We start from the raw sequence: 14,427 nt of genomic DNA on the forward strand, positions 1-14,427 counted from the left end.
CATTAGGTCTTATCTAGGCTCAGTTTGTTATTCAACACGAGAGCGAGGTTCCGGCATGGTCCTGCCAGAGAAGCCGCCGCAGACCCGTGGCTGGCCGCTAGCAGTCGTTTTGGGAACCTACGCAGTCGCCATGTGCGGTACCACCATGCCGACCGCGCTGTATCCAATGCTCCAGGATGAATACGGCCTGAGCACCGCCGCCTCGACCCAGCTTTTTGCGATATACGCCCTGGTGGTGCTCACGGTGCTGTGCATCTTCGGTTCCCTCTCCGACGCCATTGGCCGCAAGCCCGTCATGATTCTCGGGTTGCTCTCCTCGGCCGCCAGCGGGATGCTTTATGCCGTGGCCACCGACGTTCCCATGCTGTTCATTGCCCGGGCCCTGTCCGGGGTGTGCGCCGGGCTGGTCACCGGAACGGCCACAGCCTATTTGGCGGATCTGGTCTCCAGCTCCGGACGCGGTGCCGCCATTTCCAGCCTGGCGAATATGGCGGGACTAGGCAGCGGGCCGGCCTTGGCGGCATTTCTGACTTTCTTCTTCCCGGCTACCCCCATGATCGCTTTCAGCGTGCACGCGGTGCTTTCGGGTCTGTGCATCGTGCTGCTGGCCATGATCCCCGACAGTGTTGCGCACCGCCGGGGCGGGTGGAAACTCAGCCTTCCGCTGGTGCCGCGTTTGGCACGACGGGACTTCTGCGTGGGTGGACTGATGACCCTGGGCTTTGCGGTCATGGGCGGCTGTACAGCCATGACGTCCATCCTGGTGGTCCGCGCCTTTGGGATTACCGACCTGCGCCTGCTGGGGCTCATCGGTTCGCTGATTTTCGCCGCCACTACCGTGGGCCAGAAAGCGGGCGGGAAGCTGGTCAGCGAAAAAGTGCAGCTGGGCTATGCCGGGCTGGCGGTGGGAGCAGTGCTGATAGCTATTGCCCCGAGGTTGGGCGGGGGCTTGGCGGTCACGGTGTACCTGGTTGGCCTAGTGGTTGCTGGACTGAGCCATGGTGCGCTGTTCCCGGTGGGACTGGGCATCGTACTGCGGCGCATCGAGCTGCGGCATCGAGGCAGCGCCAGCTCCGCCTTCTGGGTACTGGGCTACGCCCTGACCGCACTTGGGGCGCTGGGGCTGGGCTGGGTAGGGCAGATCAGCGGCGAATCGATGGCAGTGACCTGCTTCGGCGCAATCATCGCACTGTGCGCAATCGGGTGCGCCAGGCTTCATCGCCGCTGGGACGATTCTGCAAACTCGCGAATCCCTGCCGGACCCTAGGTCTGCGTGCGGCGGGCATTGCTGGCAGGACAGCCGAGCTCCAGACGAGCCCCGGCCTGCGTGTGGCAGAGAACACGTGGCTTGCCGGAATGAGGTGCAGCCGATCCTCGTTGGGCATTGATAGAAGAAAACCGTATCCGGCAATGGCCCGAACCAGTGGCCTCGGACAGATCTGAAAGGCAATCAATGACAGTTGCATCCCAGGAAATCCAGGCCGACACAGCAACGCTCAACGCCATTTTTGGCGAGGCACGCACCGCTAACGCGTTCACCGGAGAGGTTACCGAGGAGCAGGCCCAGGAAATCTACGAACTGGCCAAGTTCGGTCCAACCGCGTTCAATTCCCAGCCGCTGCGCGTCACCTACGTGCGGTCGGACGAAGCCCGCGCCACCCTGGTCGACGCGCTCTCCAACGGCAACAAAGCCAAGACCGCAGCAGCTCCGCTGGTAGCGATCCTCAGCTATGACACGGCATGGCACGAACAGTGGGACAACTTCCTGCCCGGCTACAACGCGCCCAAGGCCATGTACGATGCTGATGCGGACTTCACCGCATCCACCGGCAACAACAACGCACACCTGCAGGCAGGCTACTTCATGCTCGCCGCGCGCAGCTTGGGCTTCGCGGTGGGTCCAATGACCGGCGCAGACTTCTCCGCCATCGACGCATCGTTCTTCCCGGAAGGCGATCAGAAGAGCTTCCTGGTCGTGAATATCGGCCAGCCAGCCGCAAGCGAGATCGGCTCGCCAAAAGCACGCTTCGGCTACGAAGCAGTTGTCCGCACCGTCTAGGTGCATCGAGTACTTCGAAAACGGCATGCGCCAGAAGCCCGGAATTCACACGGTGAATTCCGGGCTTCTGCACGCCAGCGGGAGGATCCTAGGAGGTTGCGGCCAATGAAGCTTGCAGGGCTGCGTCGGCCTCAATGAGTACCTTGGCGGCGACTTCCAGGCCCTCAACGGCACCTAGCTCGGTGTCCTCGTGTTCGATGTTCACCATCATTTCCGGATCCACCTCGTGCAATGCGCGCAAGAACTCGGTCCAGAATGCGGTGCCATGTCCCTTGCCCAAAGCCACGAAGTCCCAGGCTGAATTCTTCGGCCACTCGTTCGCCCATTCATCCCCGCCGAGGTTGGTGCGTGGTTCGTCTTCGCCCAGTTTGCGGAAGCTGTTATCCAATACGCCCTGGATGGCCGCATTCGGATTGACGCGCACATCCTTGGCTGCTGCGTGGATGAGCCATGGGCCCAGGTCGCGGACAACGGCCACCGGATCCATCTGCTGCCAGAAGAGGTGCGAAGCATCCAGTTCAACTCCGATGTTGCTGGTACCGGCCCGCTTCAACAGCTCTCGAAAGCTTGCAGGGTTGAAGACCAAGTTCTGCGGGTGCAGCTCCAGAGCGACCTTGACTCCGTGTTCGACAGCCAGCTCATCGATTTCTTTCCAGAATTCCGCGGCAATCCCGAATTGATAGTCCAGCTGGTCCAGAGCTGCCGAATTCCAGGCATTGACTACCCAATTCGGGGTCGAAGCTTTGGGGTCTCCAGCGGGCAGGCCGGACATGGTGACCACGCGGGTCTGGCCTAGGCGCGCGGCCAGCTTGATGGAGCGGCGAATGTCCTCGGCGTGCTTCTGGCCGATTTCGCGATTGGGGTGCAACGGGTTGCCGTTGCAGTTCAGCCCATAGATTTCCACGCCGGTGCCTTCGAATTGGGCGAGGAAAGCATCGCGAGCGATGTCCGATTCCAGGATTTCATCGATGTTCGGCACGTGCACTGGGGGCAAGAAGCCACCGGTATTCAACTCGATGCCGGTCAGTCCCTGGGCGGCAATGACCTCCAGGGCTTCGGCCAGCGGGCGGTTGTGGAGGATTGCGTTGTAGACTCCGAGTTTCACAGTGAAACCTTCTTTCCGTCATTGGCAGCGGACTGCACGACCGCCTGGAGGACCTGCATATTGTGCACGCCCTCGTCGAATGTTGCGTTGATGGGAAGTGCAGTGCCCAGGCCGCAGACCTCGTCGAGGAAGGCGCGCGCCTGGTAGCCGAAGGCATCATTCTGGCCGAAGCCGACACCTGGCGCATCCATGGGCAGTCCGCCACTGAGGTAGGCGTGTTCCGAGCCGAGATTCACCGTGCGGTAGCCATTGGTTGCCGAAGGCCCCTCGGTGAGCATGATTTCGATTTCCGCTGGACGCAGCTGGCTGAAGCGTGCGGCGCCCTTCTCGCAAAAGACCTCGAAGGTCAGCGTATTGGGGTGGCCGGCTGCCACGCGGGAAACTTCCAGGCTGCCTGCGGCCCCGGCGAACTGTACGTTGAACGCCGCGTAGTCGTCGTTTTCTACCGGCTCGGACGTGTCGCTCAGTTCCACGAGATCGTGGCCGGTGACGGCGCCGGCTGGCAGGAAGCGTTCGGTGATGCTGGTGCTCAGCTGGCCGCCGCTGACCGAAAGAATCTCGCCGGCCAGGAATTCGGCAACGTAGGCCAGGTGGCTTCCCACATCGGCCAGTGCGCCCGAGCCTGGCTGGCCCTTGAAGCGCCAACTCATCGGTGCCTGCGGGTTGTGGCCGTAGTCGGTCCAGTAGCGTCCGGAGAAATGCAGCACCTTGCCCAGGGTGCCATCGGCGATCAGGTTCTGGATCGTGGCGATGCCCGGGGTGCGGCGGAAGGTGAAGCCAACGCGGGCCACGGAGTCGGCGTTGCGGGCCGCGGTGGCCATCGCTTCAGCTTCTTGAAGGGTGTCAGCCAGCGGCTTTTCGCACAAAACGTGCTTGCCGGCAGCCAGCAGGCCCTCGACTGCTTCACGGTGGAAACGGTTGGCAATAACTACCGAGACCACGTCGATATCTGGATCTGCGGCCACCTCTTGCCAGGAACCGAGCGCCTTTTCGTAGCCGTAGCGCTTGGCGACCTTGGCTGCGAGCTCGGTGTTCACGTCAGCCACGGCAACGTAGCGAAGCGGTGGCAAGTCGGAGCTGTAGAGGGTGGGTGCCGTGCGGTACCCAGCGATGTGGGACAGCCCGGCCATGCCGGCGCCAATGACGGCAATGCCGATGGTTTTTGTCATGGAATTCTCCTGGATGAAAGCTGTTCATGGAATATTTTGGAGCGCTCCAAAAGAGTCTAGAACCTATTTCAGATCGCGGTCAAGGGGTCTGCAGGAGAAGGTTTGGAAGCGGAAGGAATCAGGGCCGGCGTGGTGCCGCGCAGGTGCCGCGCTCGATGAGCATCGGCTCCATCAGCACGCGCTGGGCTTCGCGTTCGGGATTGGCGAGCCGGGAGAGCACCTGCTGGGCCACGTGCAATCCAAGCTCGTGGTTGCGGCTATCCACGGTTGTCAGGCGCAGCAGGTGGGTGCCGGAGAGCGGCGAGTTGTCGTAGCCGATGATTGACAAATCCCCAGGTGTCGACAGGCCGGCTTCCCGGGCGGCTGCCATGGCTCCCATGGCCATTGAGTCGTTGCCGGCCAAGATGGCCGTTGTTTCCGGGGCTTCGCCCAAAAGCTGCCGTGCGCACTGGTAGCCGGTGTCTTCGGTGGTCAATTCGCTGACCGAAACTATGCGCTCTTCGAGTCCCACGGCCTTCATTGCCTCCTGGTACCCGGCCAGGCGCAGCATCGAGGCTCCGCCGCCACCGGCGATGTGGCCAATATTCCGGTGGCCCAGCGAAACCAGGTACTCGATGGCTTGGCGTGCCCCGAGCCTGTCGTCACTGGAAGAAATGTCCGCGCCGCGAACCTGGGTGGCGCGATTGCCGGCCACAATGACCGGAACCTGCGCTGAAAAGCGCATGGCAGGAGTCGGTTCGGTGGCCAGTACCAAAGCCTCTACCCGGGTGCTGAGGAATCCATCGAGCGGGTCCGACTCGACGTGGGTGTTGAGTGCCCGGTCGGAAACTGCGATGCGCAATCCTGCGCTTGCCAGTCCTTCTTGGAGCCCGCGAAGAAGTTCCACGAACCAGACGTTGGTGTAGTCGTCGATGACTACGCCGACTGTCTGGCTCGTGCCGCCGGCAAGTGCCGTGGCGGCCTGGCTGGGGCGGTAATCCAGTTCCTTGATGGCGGCCAGTACTGCCGCGCGACGTGCTTCCGAGACGCTGGGGGAGCCGCGCAGCACCAGGGACACCAGCGACTTGGAAACACCTGCGGCCTGGGCAACGTCGTAGATGGTCGCTCGACGGCGTGCTGCGGCCACAGTTCCTCCTGGGGGTGTCGGTTGTTCTCGTTAAGAGCCTAGCGTTTTGCTCGAGCGCACGGCCGTTAGGGGGTGGATTCTACTCGTCGAACTTCGCGGGCCACGCCATGAAGCCAAGACATGGCATGTGGAAATTTTTTTATTTTCAACGTCCGAAACAGATGGAATACCCCGGAATTCCGCGGATTTGTCCACACCATGTTACTCATGTTGTAAATATGTCAGTACAAACCTTTGACAGTGCCGAATTCATGGTGCAAAGTATTTCTTGTGGCACCGTTCACATCTTCGGCAGTTGGCCGATCCCTGAACTTCTGACTCGAAAGGACGTCGATCTGCGTGACTTACGACGTACTCACCCTCGGACGCATCAGCGTCGACGTGTATCCGAATGACATCGGCGTTTCCCTCGCGGATGTGAACACATTCAGCAAGTACCTCGGCGGCTCCGCCACCAACGTCGCCGTGGCGGCCGCCCGGCACGGCCGAGCAGCCGGTGTGATCACCAAAATCGGCGACGACGACTTCGGCACATTCCTGGAACGCGAATTGGACCGCTTCGGCGTGGACCGCACCCAGGTAGCCCGCGACGCCACGTTGCAGACGCCAGTCACCTTCTGCGCCATCATGCCGCCGGACGACTTCCCGCTGTACTTCTACGGACGCTTCCCGATGGCGCCGGACTGGAACATCGACAGCAGCGACATCGACCTCCAAGCCGTCAAGGACTCCAGGATCTTCTGGAGCACCGTCACCGGCTTGAGCCGCGAACCTTCGCGCACCGCGCAATTGGCGGCCTATGCCGCCCGCCCAGCAGATTCCCTGGCCCAGGGTCAGTTCACCATTCTGGATTTGGACTACCGCCCGATGTTCTGGGACTCCGTGGAACAGGCCCGCGAACAGGTAGCGCGTGCCCTGCCATCGGCCACCGTGGCCATCGGCAACGACACCGAATGCTCGGTAGCCGTCGGCGAAGGCACCCCGGATGAGCAGGCCGACCGCCTGCTGGAGGCCGGAGTGCAGATTGCCGTGGTCAAGCTCGGCCCCGAAGGGGTCATGGCCAAAACCCGCACCGAGCGCGTGGTTTCCGCGCCGGTCCCGGTGCAGACCGCTAACGGACTGGGTGCCGGAGATTCCTTCGGCGGCGCCTTCTGCCACGGACTGCTCTCCGGCTGGCCGCTGGAACAGGTGCTTGACTACGCCAATGCCGCCGGAGCCATTGTGGCCTCGAAGGTTGCCTGCTCCGACGCCATGCCGGACCCGGAAGAAGTCAATGCCCTGCTGGCCGAGCGCGGCCGCACCGTCCCCGACTCCCAGAAAGACCTGGTCTAGAAATGAAACAGGCATCAGAGCTGCCAGTGGACCGGGAAGACCCGCGCCGCTACGAATCCATCACCCGCCAGCGGCTGGAAGACCCGGCCTCGGTGCAGCGCGCCGCTTCGCTGCGCCGGAAGCACGCCGGCCCGGTGCTGGGACGGCAGAACTTCATCATCGCCGCCGACCACCCGGCCCGCGGCGCCCTGTCCGTGGGCAAGCGCGCCACGGCCATGGCCGATCGCCGCCAGCTGCTGGACCGGCTGCAGATCGCCTTGCAGAACCCCGCCTGCGACGGGGTGCTGGCCTCACCCGATATCCTCGATGACCTGCTGCTGCTGGGCGCGCTGGAAGGCAAGCTGGTCTTCGGATCGATGAACCGCGGCGGGCTCACCGGCTTGGTCAACGAGATCGACGACCGCTTTACCGGGCACAGCGCGGCCGCCCTGGCTGCCCTGGGCGCCGACGGCGGCAAGATGCTCACCCGGATCAGCTACGAGGATCCGGACACCGTGAAAACCCTGGCCGCTACCGCCGACGCCGTGTCGGATCTGGCCCGGCACCAGCTGGTGGCGATGGTCGAGCCGTTCATCTCCAAGCGGGCCGAGGGCAAGGTAGTCAACGACCTGCGCCCGGAGGCAGTGATCAAGTCCATGGGCATCGCCTCGGGACTGGGCGAAACCAGCGCCTACACCTGGCTGAAGATTCCCGTGGTCCAGGAGATGGAACGGGTCATGGCCGCGACCACCCTGCCCACGGTCCTGCTCGGCGGGGATCCATCGGGCAGTCCCGACGAGGTCTTCGCCTCGTGGCAGGCGGCGCTGGCCCTGCCTTCGGTGCAGGGGCTGACCGTAGGCCGGACCCTGCTGTATCCCGAGGACGGGGATGTGGCCGCCGCCGTGGCAACCGCCGCATCGCTACTGGACACCACCGCAACCGTACGCAGCTGAGAAGGACGAAGCTCGATGACTACACGCACAATGACCGTTGCCCAGGCGGTCGTGGAATTCCTGGGCCGCCAGTACACGGTGGATTCTATCGGCGGCACGCACTACCGCGAACGGCTGATTCCGGGCATGTTCGGGATTTTCGGCCACGGAAATGTTGCCGGGGTGGGCCAGGCGCTGAAGCAGTGGCAGGCCAAGGACCCGAGCCTCATGCCGTACTACCAGGGCCGCAATGAGCAGGCCCAGTCGCACCAGGCCGTCGCCTACGCGCGGCACACCCGCCGGCGCGCCACCTACGCGGTCTCCACCTCCATCGGCCCCGGGTCCTCCAACTTGCTCACCGGTGCGGCACTGGCCACCGCCAACCGCCTGCCGGTGCTGCTGCTGCCTTCGGACACCTTCGCCACCCGCGCCGCGGACCCGGTGCTCCAGCAGCTGGAAATGCCGCACGGCTACGACATCACCGTCAACGACGCCTTCCGCCCGCTGTCCAAGTACTTCGACCGGGTCACGCGACCCGAGCAGCTGGCCAGTGCCTTGCACCACGGGTTGCGGGTGCTCACCGACCCCGCCGAAACCGGAGCGGTGACCATCTCCTTGCCGCAGGACGTGCAGGCCGAGGCCTTCGACTTCCCGGAAGAGCTCTTTGCCGAGCGCGAGTGGAAGATCCGCCGCCCGGCACCGGAATCCGAGGACATCGCGGCCGCCGCGGCGATGATCCGCAAAGCCAAGCGCCCATTGATCGTCGCAGGCGGCGGCGTGCTGTACGCCTACGCCACCGAGGAGCTGGCCGCCTTCTGCGAAGCCACCGGCATTCCCGTGGGCAATACCCAGGCCGGGGTGGGCGTGCTGCCGTGGGATTCCGAGTACTCCCTGGGCGCCATTGGCTCCACCGGCACCACCGCGGCCAATGCGCTGGCCGAGCAGGCGGATCTGGTCATCGGCATCGGCACCCGCTATGAGGACTTCACCACCGCCAGCCGCACCGCATTCCAGAACCCGGACGTGAAGTTCGTGAACATCAACGTCGCCGCGCTGGACGCCTACAAGCACGGCACCGTGCTGCCGGTGGTCGCCGATGCCCGCAAGGCGCTGATCGCGCTGCGCGAGGCGCTGACCGGGTACCGGGTCGAGGGGGCCCTGGAAGTCCAGGCCGCCACCGAGAAGCAGCGCTGGGACGCGACCGTTGATGCGGCCTTCGCCGAGCGGCTGAGCCCGCTGGTCAGCCAGAACGCCATCATCGGAGCGGTGAACCAGGCCATGGATCCACGCGATGTGGTGGTCTGCGCCGCCGGCTCGCTGCCCGGGGACCTGCACAAGATGTGGCGGGTCTCCGACCCGTTCGGCTACCACGTGGAATACGGCTTCTCCTGCATGGGATACGAGATCGCCGGCGGGCTGGGCATCAAGCGCGCCGCCCTTGCTGAAACCGCGCGAGGCTCCGAAGAGTCCCGCGACGTCGTGGTGATGGTGGGTGACGGCTCCTACCTGATGATGCACACTGAGCTGGTCACCGCCGTGGCCGAAGGCCTGAAGCTGATCACCGTGCTGATCCAGAACCATGGCTACGCCTCCATCGGAGCCCTGTCCGAATCACTGGGCTCCCAGCGTTTTGGCACCAAGTACCGCACGCTCGATGCCCAGCGCCACAGCTTCGATGATGGTGCGACCTTGCCAGTGGACCTGGCTGCCAACGCCGAGTCGCTGGGCGTGAAGGTCATCCGGATCGAGCCCGGGCCCCAAGCCATCGATGAGCTCTCGGCGGCCATCGCCCAGGCCAAGGCCGCGCCCGAGGGTTCGGGGCCGATCCTGATCCACATCGAATCCGACCTCTACGCCGATGCTCCCTCCAGCGAGTCCTGGTGGGATGTGCCGGTCAGCGAGGTCGCCGAGCTGGACTCCACCACCCAGGCCCGCAAGACCTACGCCGAGCACAAATCCCGCCAGAAGCCCCTGCTGGGCTAGGCGCACCGCACCAGACCAACTCGAATACCGAAAGACGTGAACCCATGACTGCTACCGCTACCGAAGTCACCGAAATCCTGCACTACATCAACGGCAAGCCCAGCGCCGGCACCGGCACCGCCACCCAGCCGGTCTACAACCCGGCAACCGGAGAAATCACCGGCCAGCTGCACCTGGCCAGCGGCGAGGACCTGCAGCAGGCTGTGGCCGTGGCCAAGGCCGCCTCCGAAACCTGGGGCGAAGTATCGATCGCCAAGCGCAGCAAGATCCTCTTCCGCTTCCAGCAGCTGCTCACCGAGCACACCGGCGAGCTGGCCCGCATCGTCACCTCCGAGCACGGCAAGGTCCTCTCCGACGCCGCCGGCGAGATCAGCCGCGGCATCGAAGTGGTGGAGTATGCCTGCGGCATCTCCCAGTCGCTGAAGGGCGAATACTCCGACCAGGTCTCCACCGGCATCGACGTGTTCTCCTTCCGCCAGCCGCTGGGCGTGGTCGCCGGCATCACCCCGTTCAACTTCCCGGTGATGGTGCCGCTGTGGATGGCACCGGTGGCCATTGCCACCGGCAACGCCTTCATCCTCAAGCCTTCCGAGCGCGACCCTTCGGCCGCCTTGCTGATCGCCGAGCTGTTCAAGGAAGCCGGCCTGCCCGACGGCGTTTTCCAGGTGCTGCACGGCGGCAAGGAAACCGTGGACGGGCTGCTCACCCACCCGGATGTGGATGGCATCTCCTTTGTCGGTTCCACTCCGATCGCCAAGTACGTGCACGAAACCGCCACCAAGCACGGCAAGCGCGTGCAGGCCCTGGGCGGAGCGAAGAACCACGCGGTGATCATGCCCGATGCCGATATGGACTTGGCCGCCGACCACATCAACGCCGCCGCTTTCGGCTCCGCGGGCCAGCGCTGCATGGCCATCTCCGTGGCCGTCGCCGTGGGCGATGCCGCCGACGGCCTGGTGGACAAGCTCGCCGAGCATGCCCGCAACGTCAACGTCTCGAACGGCTTCGATGAGACGGCGGATATGGGACCGGTGATCACCCCGGCCTCGAAGTCCCGCCTGCAGAAGATCGTTGGCGAGGCGCAGGAAGCTGGCGCCGCGCTGGTCATCGACGGACGCGACCTGGTGGTCAAGGACCACGAGAACGGGTTCTTTGTCGGCCCGACCATCATCGACAAGGTCAGCCGCGAGATGAGCGCCTACACCGAGGAGATCTTCGGCCCGGTACTGGTGGTGCTGCGCGTAGACAGCCTGGAAGAAGCCATCGAAGTGGTCAACGCGAACCCCTACGGCAACGGCACGGCCATCTTCACCTCCTCTGGCGCCCACGCCCGCACCTACACCCGCCGCATCCAGGTAGGCATGGTCGGGGTCAACGTGCCGCTGCCGGTGCCGGTTGCCTGGCACTCCTTCGGAGGCTGGAAGGACTCGCTGTTCGGCGAGCACCACATCTACGGCCCGGACGGCGTGCGCTTCTACACCCGGGGCAAGGCCATCACGCAGCGCTGGCCGGAGCCGGCCCAGGGCACGGCCGCCACCTTCAACTTCCCCTCCAACTAGGCACCTTGAACAGAAGATAAGGTACGCACCATGGCACAGAACATCACCATCGGGACTGCCCCCGACTCCTGGGGAGTCTGGTTTGCCGATGATCCCCAGCAGACACCCTGGCAGCGCTTCCTCGACGAAGTGGCTGAAGCCGGCTACAAGACCATCGAACTGGGTCCCTACGGGTACCTGCCCACCGACCCCGCGCAGCTGGCCGACGAGCTGGCCGCCCGCGACCTGAACGTCTGCGCCGGCACCGTCTTCACCGCCTTCCACCGCGGCATCGACGGCAGCGCCAGCGCCTGGGAAGAAGCCTGGGAGCCAGCCCGCAAGGTGGCCGAGCTGACCGCCGCCATGGGAGGCGAGCATATTGTGGTGATCCCTGCCATGTGGCGCGACGACGTCACCGGCCAGGCCATCGAATCGGGCACCCTGGACGGTTCGGCCTGGGATTCGCTGGCCAAGGGCCATGACCGGCTGGGAAGGATCCTGCAGGAGGAATTCGGCCTCAAGCAGCAGTTCCATTCCCATGCCGACTCCCATGTCTGCGGCCAGGGCGACATCGAGAAGTTCCTTGAGCTCACCGACCCGCAATTCACCACCCTGTGCCTGGATACCGGACATGCCGAATACGGTGGAGCTTCCAGCGTGGATTTGATCCGCCGCTTCCCGGAACGCATCGGGTACCTGCACCTGAAGCAGATCAACCCGGACATCCTGGCCACGGTCCGCGAACAGGACATGACCTGGGCCGCGGCCAACTTGGCCGGGGTGATGTGCGAACCGCCTTCCGGGTTGCCTGACCTCAACGAGGTCTTGAAGGAAGTGGAGAAGCTGGGCCGTCCGATTTTCGGAATTGTCGAACAGGACATGTACCCGGTGGCCGACTTCTCGGTGCCGCTGCCCATCGCCACCCGCACCCGCGACTACCTGCTCAGCTGCGGCTCGCGCAGCCGCGTCTAAGAAATCCCCACCTAGCCAAGAATTCTTGAAAGGACATATCGTGCCAGATAACCTGCGCGTCGCCGTCGTTGGAGCCGGGCGCATGGGCGCCGACCACATACAGCGGATCCACCACCGTATTTCCGGAGCCGAAGTCGCGGCCGTTGTCGATATCGACACCGACCGGGTCGCTGCGGCCATCGACGGGATCCCGGGTGCCAAGGGCTACGCCGACCTGTCCGCGGCGCTCGCCGGCGGCGAGGTCAACGCGGTACTGCTGGCGACCCCCGGCTTCCTGCACCACGATGCATTGCTGGCGGTGCTCGAGGCAGATATTCCGGTGCTGTGCGAAAAGCCGCTGACCCCCGATGCCGCTTCCTCCTGGGAGATCGTCGAGGCCGAGGCCAAGCTGGGCCGCAAGCGCATCCAAGTGGGCTTCATGCGGCGCTTCGACGCCGAGTACCGGCAGCTGCGCCAGCTGATCGAGGACGAGAGCCTGGGTGAATTGCTGGTGCTGCACCACCAGCACCGCAACCCCTCCACCCCGGAGGGCTTCACCAATGAGATGCTGATCAACGACTCGGTGGTCCACGAATTCGACGCCATCCGCTACTTCACCGGTGACGAGATCACCTCGGTGCAGGTGCGCTTGGGCAAGGCCACCCGCAATGCTCCCAACGGCCAGCACGACCCCCAGCACGTGCTGCTGGAAACCTCGACCGGAGTGCTCGCCGACGTGGAGATCTACGTCAACGCGAAGTTCGGCTACGAGGTGGCGACCCAGGCTTCCTTCGAGGAGGGCATCGTGTCCATCGGCAATGACGCTGGACCGTATGTGCGTACCGCCGGGCAGTGGGGCGGCAAGGTCACCCCGGGCTTCGAGGAGCGTTTCGGCGCCGCCTACGATACCGAAATCCAGTCATGGGTGGACGCCGCGCTGCGAGGCGAATTGGGCGGGCCCAGCGCCTGGGACGGCTACGCCACCGCGGCCTGCTGCGAGGCGGGAGTCGAAGCCCAGCGCACCGGCGAAAAGGTGGCAGTCAAGCTGAACAGCAAGCCGGATCTCTACAGCTAAGGGCATCATGAAATACGCACTGGACCCGACCCCGTTCCATTCCACCCATTCGCTGCTCCAGTTCCCGGAACTGGCAGCGGAGCTGGGCTATGACAGCATCCAGCTGACACCGCATGCGGACATGATTCCGTTCTTCACCCACCCCAAGGCCGACGATGACCTGGTCGCGCAGCTCGCGGCCCGTTGCCGGGCTTCCGGGGTGGAGATCGCTTCGGTGCTGCCGGTACTGCGCTGGGCCTCGCCCGATGAGAATTTGCGCCAGGCCGCGGTGCGCTACTGGAAGCGCGCCATCCAGATTGCCGTGGATCTCGGCGTGAACCAGATGAACACTGAATTCTCCGGGCGGCCGGAACGCGCCGAGGAGTCCGAGGCGGCGTTCTACCGCTCCATGGAAGAGCTCGTGCCAATCATTGAGCGCGAGGGCATCAATGTGGCCATTGACCCGCATCCGGATGATTTTGTCGAAGAAGGCCTGGCCGCTTGGCGGGTGATCCGCGGGGTGAACTCGCCGAATCTGTCCTTCGTCTACGTTGCTTCGCATTCCTTCCACATGAAGGACAAGCCGCTGGATATCATGCAGGCAGTGGGAGAGCGGCTGCGCGTGGTGCACGTGGCGGACACCATGAACCATCATGCCTCGCACGGGTTGCGCTACATCACCAACCCGCCGGGCAATGCGGTGCGCGTGCACCAGCATCTGAAGCTTGGCGATGGCGACGTGAACTGGGACGAATTCTTCTCCGGCCTCGTGGCCAACGGATTTGCCGACCGCCAGGACAGCGTGATGGTCTCCTGCGTTTTTGCCGAGAACGAGAACGCCGTAGCAGTCGCCAAGTACCAGTTGGAGCAGATGCGCAGCCGCGTTGACGCTGCCCGTGCCGTGCGCGCCTAGCCAAACCGGCTTCCCGAGCCGAATTGCAACATGACGAAAGCCGAATCCGCAAGGGTTCGGCTTTCGTCGTCCTGCCAGGGGCCATCCTGCGCAGAAGGCGGATCCAGCAAGAGCCGCAAAATGCCGTGATGATCTGTGGGCATGGTCCCGGGAAGTGGCGGACCGGGAGGCTGCGGCAGTCCAAAAAGCAGTATCCGCCAGGACAAAATGTCCAAGAATGCTTGCCCAGAAAACACTGATGACGTATTGTCCTTACATAAGGGCTGTGAAGCCCATCACTTTCAAT

12 protein-coding genes are annotated in these 14,427 nt (G+C 64.2%); 9 read left to right on the forward strand and 3 right to left on the reverse strand.

The annotated features are described in order from the left end of the window. Positions 1-55 precede the first annotated feature (55 nt). Together ACIOJF_RS07215 and ACIOJF_RS07220 are read left to right on the forward strand one after the other, a co-directional pair. The gene (locus ACIOJF_RS07215) at positions 56-1,267 is read left to right on the forward strand and encodes an MFS transporter (protein WP_105656554.1); all 1,212 of its coding nucleotides are present in this window, start codon (positions 56-58) and stop codon (positions 1,265-1,267) included. A gap of 186 nt (positions 1,268-1,453) precedes the next feature. Continuing rightward, positions 1,454-2,059: a malonic semialdehyde reductase gene (locus ACIOJF_RS07220; protein WP_105656553.1), complete on the forward strand. Its 606-nt coding sequence runs from the start codon at positions 1,454-1,456 to the stop codon at positions 2,057-2,059. An 88-nt stretch (positions 2,060-2,147) separates the two neighbouring features. Here ACIOJF_RS07220 and ACIOJF_RS07225 read toward each other — a convergent pair whose 3' ends face one another. The 3 genes from ACIOJF_RS07225 to ACIOJF_RS07235 form a co-directional block, all read right to left on the reverse strand. Continuing rightward, a complete protein-coding gene (locus ACIOJF_RS07225) occupies positions 2,148-3,164 on the reverse strand; it encodes a sugar phosphate isomerase/epimerase family protein (RefSeq protein WP_402741408.1) in 1,017 nt (338 codons plus the stop codon). Beyond that, on the reverse strand, positions 3,161-4,333 hold the full coding sequence (locus tag ACIOJF_RS07230; RefSeq protein ID WP_105656551.1) for a Gfo/Idh/MocA family protein: 1,173 nt from the start codon (positions 4,331-4,333) through the stop codon (positions 3,161-3,163). Before ACIOJF_RS07230 ends, ACIOJF_RS07225 begins: the two co-directional genes overlap by 4 nt. A gap of 118 nt (positions 4,334-4,451) precedes the next feature. Next, entirely contained in the window at positions 4,452-5,459 is a 1,008-nt protein-coding gene (locus ACIOJF_RS07235; protein WP_402741409.1) for a LacI family DNA-binding transcriptional regulator, read from the reverse strand. 339 nt (positions 5,460-5,798) lie between these two features. On the opposite strand from ACIOJF_RS07235, the gene iolC reads away from it, so the two are divergent. The 7 genes from iolC to ACIOJF_RS07270 are packed head-to-tail and all read left to right on the forward strand — an operon-like array spanning position 5,799 to position 14,141. After that, complete coding sequence (iolC, locus tag ACIOJF_RS07240; protein WP_105656549.1) at positions 5,799-6,791, forward strand: 5-dehydro-2-deoxygluconokinase; 993 nt, start codon at positions 5,799-5,801, stop codon at positions 6,789-6,791. Between the two features lie 2 nt (positions 6,792-6,793). Next, entirely contained in the window at positions 6,794-7,723 is a 930-nt protein-coding gene (locus tag ACIOJF_RS07245) for a deoxyribose-phosphate aldolase (protein WP_105656548.1), read from the forward strand. A 30-nt stretch (positions 7,724-7,753) separates the two neighbouring features. Then, a complete protein-coding gene (gene iolD, locus ACIOJF_RS07250; RefSeq protein ID WP_105656547.1) occupies positions 7,754-9,685 on the forward strand; it encodes a 3D-(3,5/4)-trihydroxycyclohexane-1,2-dione acylhydrolase (decyclizing) in 1,932 nt (643 codons plus the stop codon). 44 nt (positions 9,686-9,729) lie between these two features. Further along, positions 9,730-11,244 carry a CoA-acylating methylmalonate-semialdehyde dehydrogenase gene (locus ACIOJF_RS07255; RefSeq protein WP_105656546.1) on the forward strand — a complete coding sequence of 505 codons (1,515 nt, stop codon included), beginning with the start codon at positions 9,730-9,732 and terminating at the stop codon, positions 11,242-11,244. Between the two features lie 30 nt (positions 11,245-11,274). After that, entirely contained in the window at positions 11,275-12,195 is a 921-nt protein-coding gene (locus ACIOJF_RS07260; protein WP_105656545.1) for a sugar phosphate isomerase/epimerase, read from the forward strand. Between the two features lie 40 nt (positions 12,196-12,235). Beyond that, the gene (locus tag ACIOJF_RS07265; protein ID WP_105656544.1) at positions 12,236-13,249 is read left to right on the forward strand and encodes a Gfo/Idh/MocA family protein; all 1,014 of its coding nucleotides are present in this window, start codon (positions 12,236-12,238) and stop codon (positions 13,247-13,249) included. A 7-nt stretch (positions 13,250-13,256) separates the two neighbouring features. Beyond that, on the forward strand, positions 13,257-14,141 hold the full coding sequence (locus ACIOJF_RS07270) for a sugar phosphate isomerase/epimerase (RefSeq protein ID WP_105656543.1): 885 nt from the start codon (positions 13,257-13,259) through the stop codon (positions 14,139-14,141). Positions 14,142-14,427 lie beyond the last annotated feature (286 nt).

Source organism: Glutamicibacter sp. NPDC087831 (assembly GCF_044742845.1).
Taxonomy (GTDB): Bacteria; Actinomycetota; Actinomycetes; order Actinomycetales; family Micrococcaceae; genus Glutamicibacter.

Excerpts from the sequence above, each read along its gene's own strand:
- ACIOJF_RS07215 (WP_105656554.1), top strand. The coding sequence starts at position 56 with ATGGTCCTGCCAGAGAAGCCGCCGCAGACCCGTGGCTGGCCGCTAGCA.
- ACIOJF_RS07220 (WP_105656553.1), top strand. The coding sequence starts at position 1,454 with ATGACAGTTGCATCCCAGGAAATCCAGGCCGACACAGCAACGCTCAAC.
- ACIOJF_RS07230 (WP_105656551.1), bottom strand. The coding sequence starts at position 4,333 with ATGACAAAAACCATCGGCATTGCCGTCATTGGCGCCGGCATGGCCGGG.
- ACIOJF_RS07245 (WP_105656548.1), top strand. The coding sequence starts at position 6,794 with ATGAAACAGGCATCAGAGCTGCCAGTGGACCGGGAAGACCCGCGCCGC.
- iolD (WP_105656547.1), top strand. The coding sequence starts at position 7,754 with ATGACCGTTGCCCAGGCGGTCGTGGAATTCCTGGGCCGCCAGTACACG.
- ACIOJF_RS07255 (WP_105656546.1), top strand. The coding sequence starts at position 9,730 with ATGACTGCTACCGCTACCGAAGTCACCGAAATCCTGCACTACATCAAC.
- ACIOJF_RS07260 (WP_105656545.1), top strand. The coding sequence starts at position 11,275 with ATGGCACAGAACATCACCATCGGGACTGCCCCCGACTCCTGGGGAGTC.
- ACIOJF_RS07270 (WP_105656543.1), top strand. The coding sequence starts at position 13,257 with ATGAAATACGCACTGGACCCGACCCCGTTCCATTCCACCCATTCGCTG.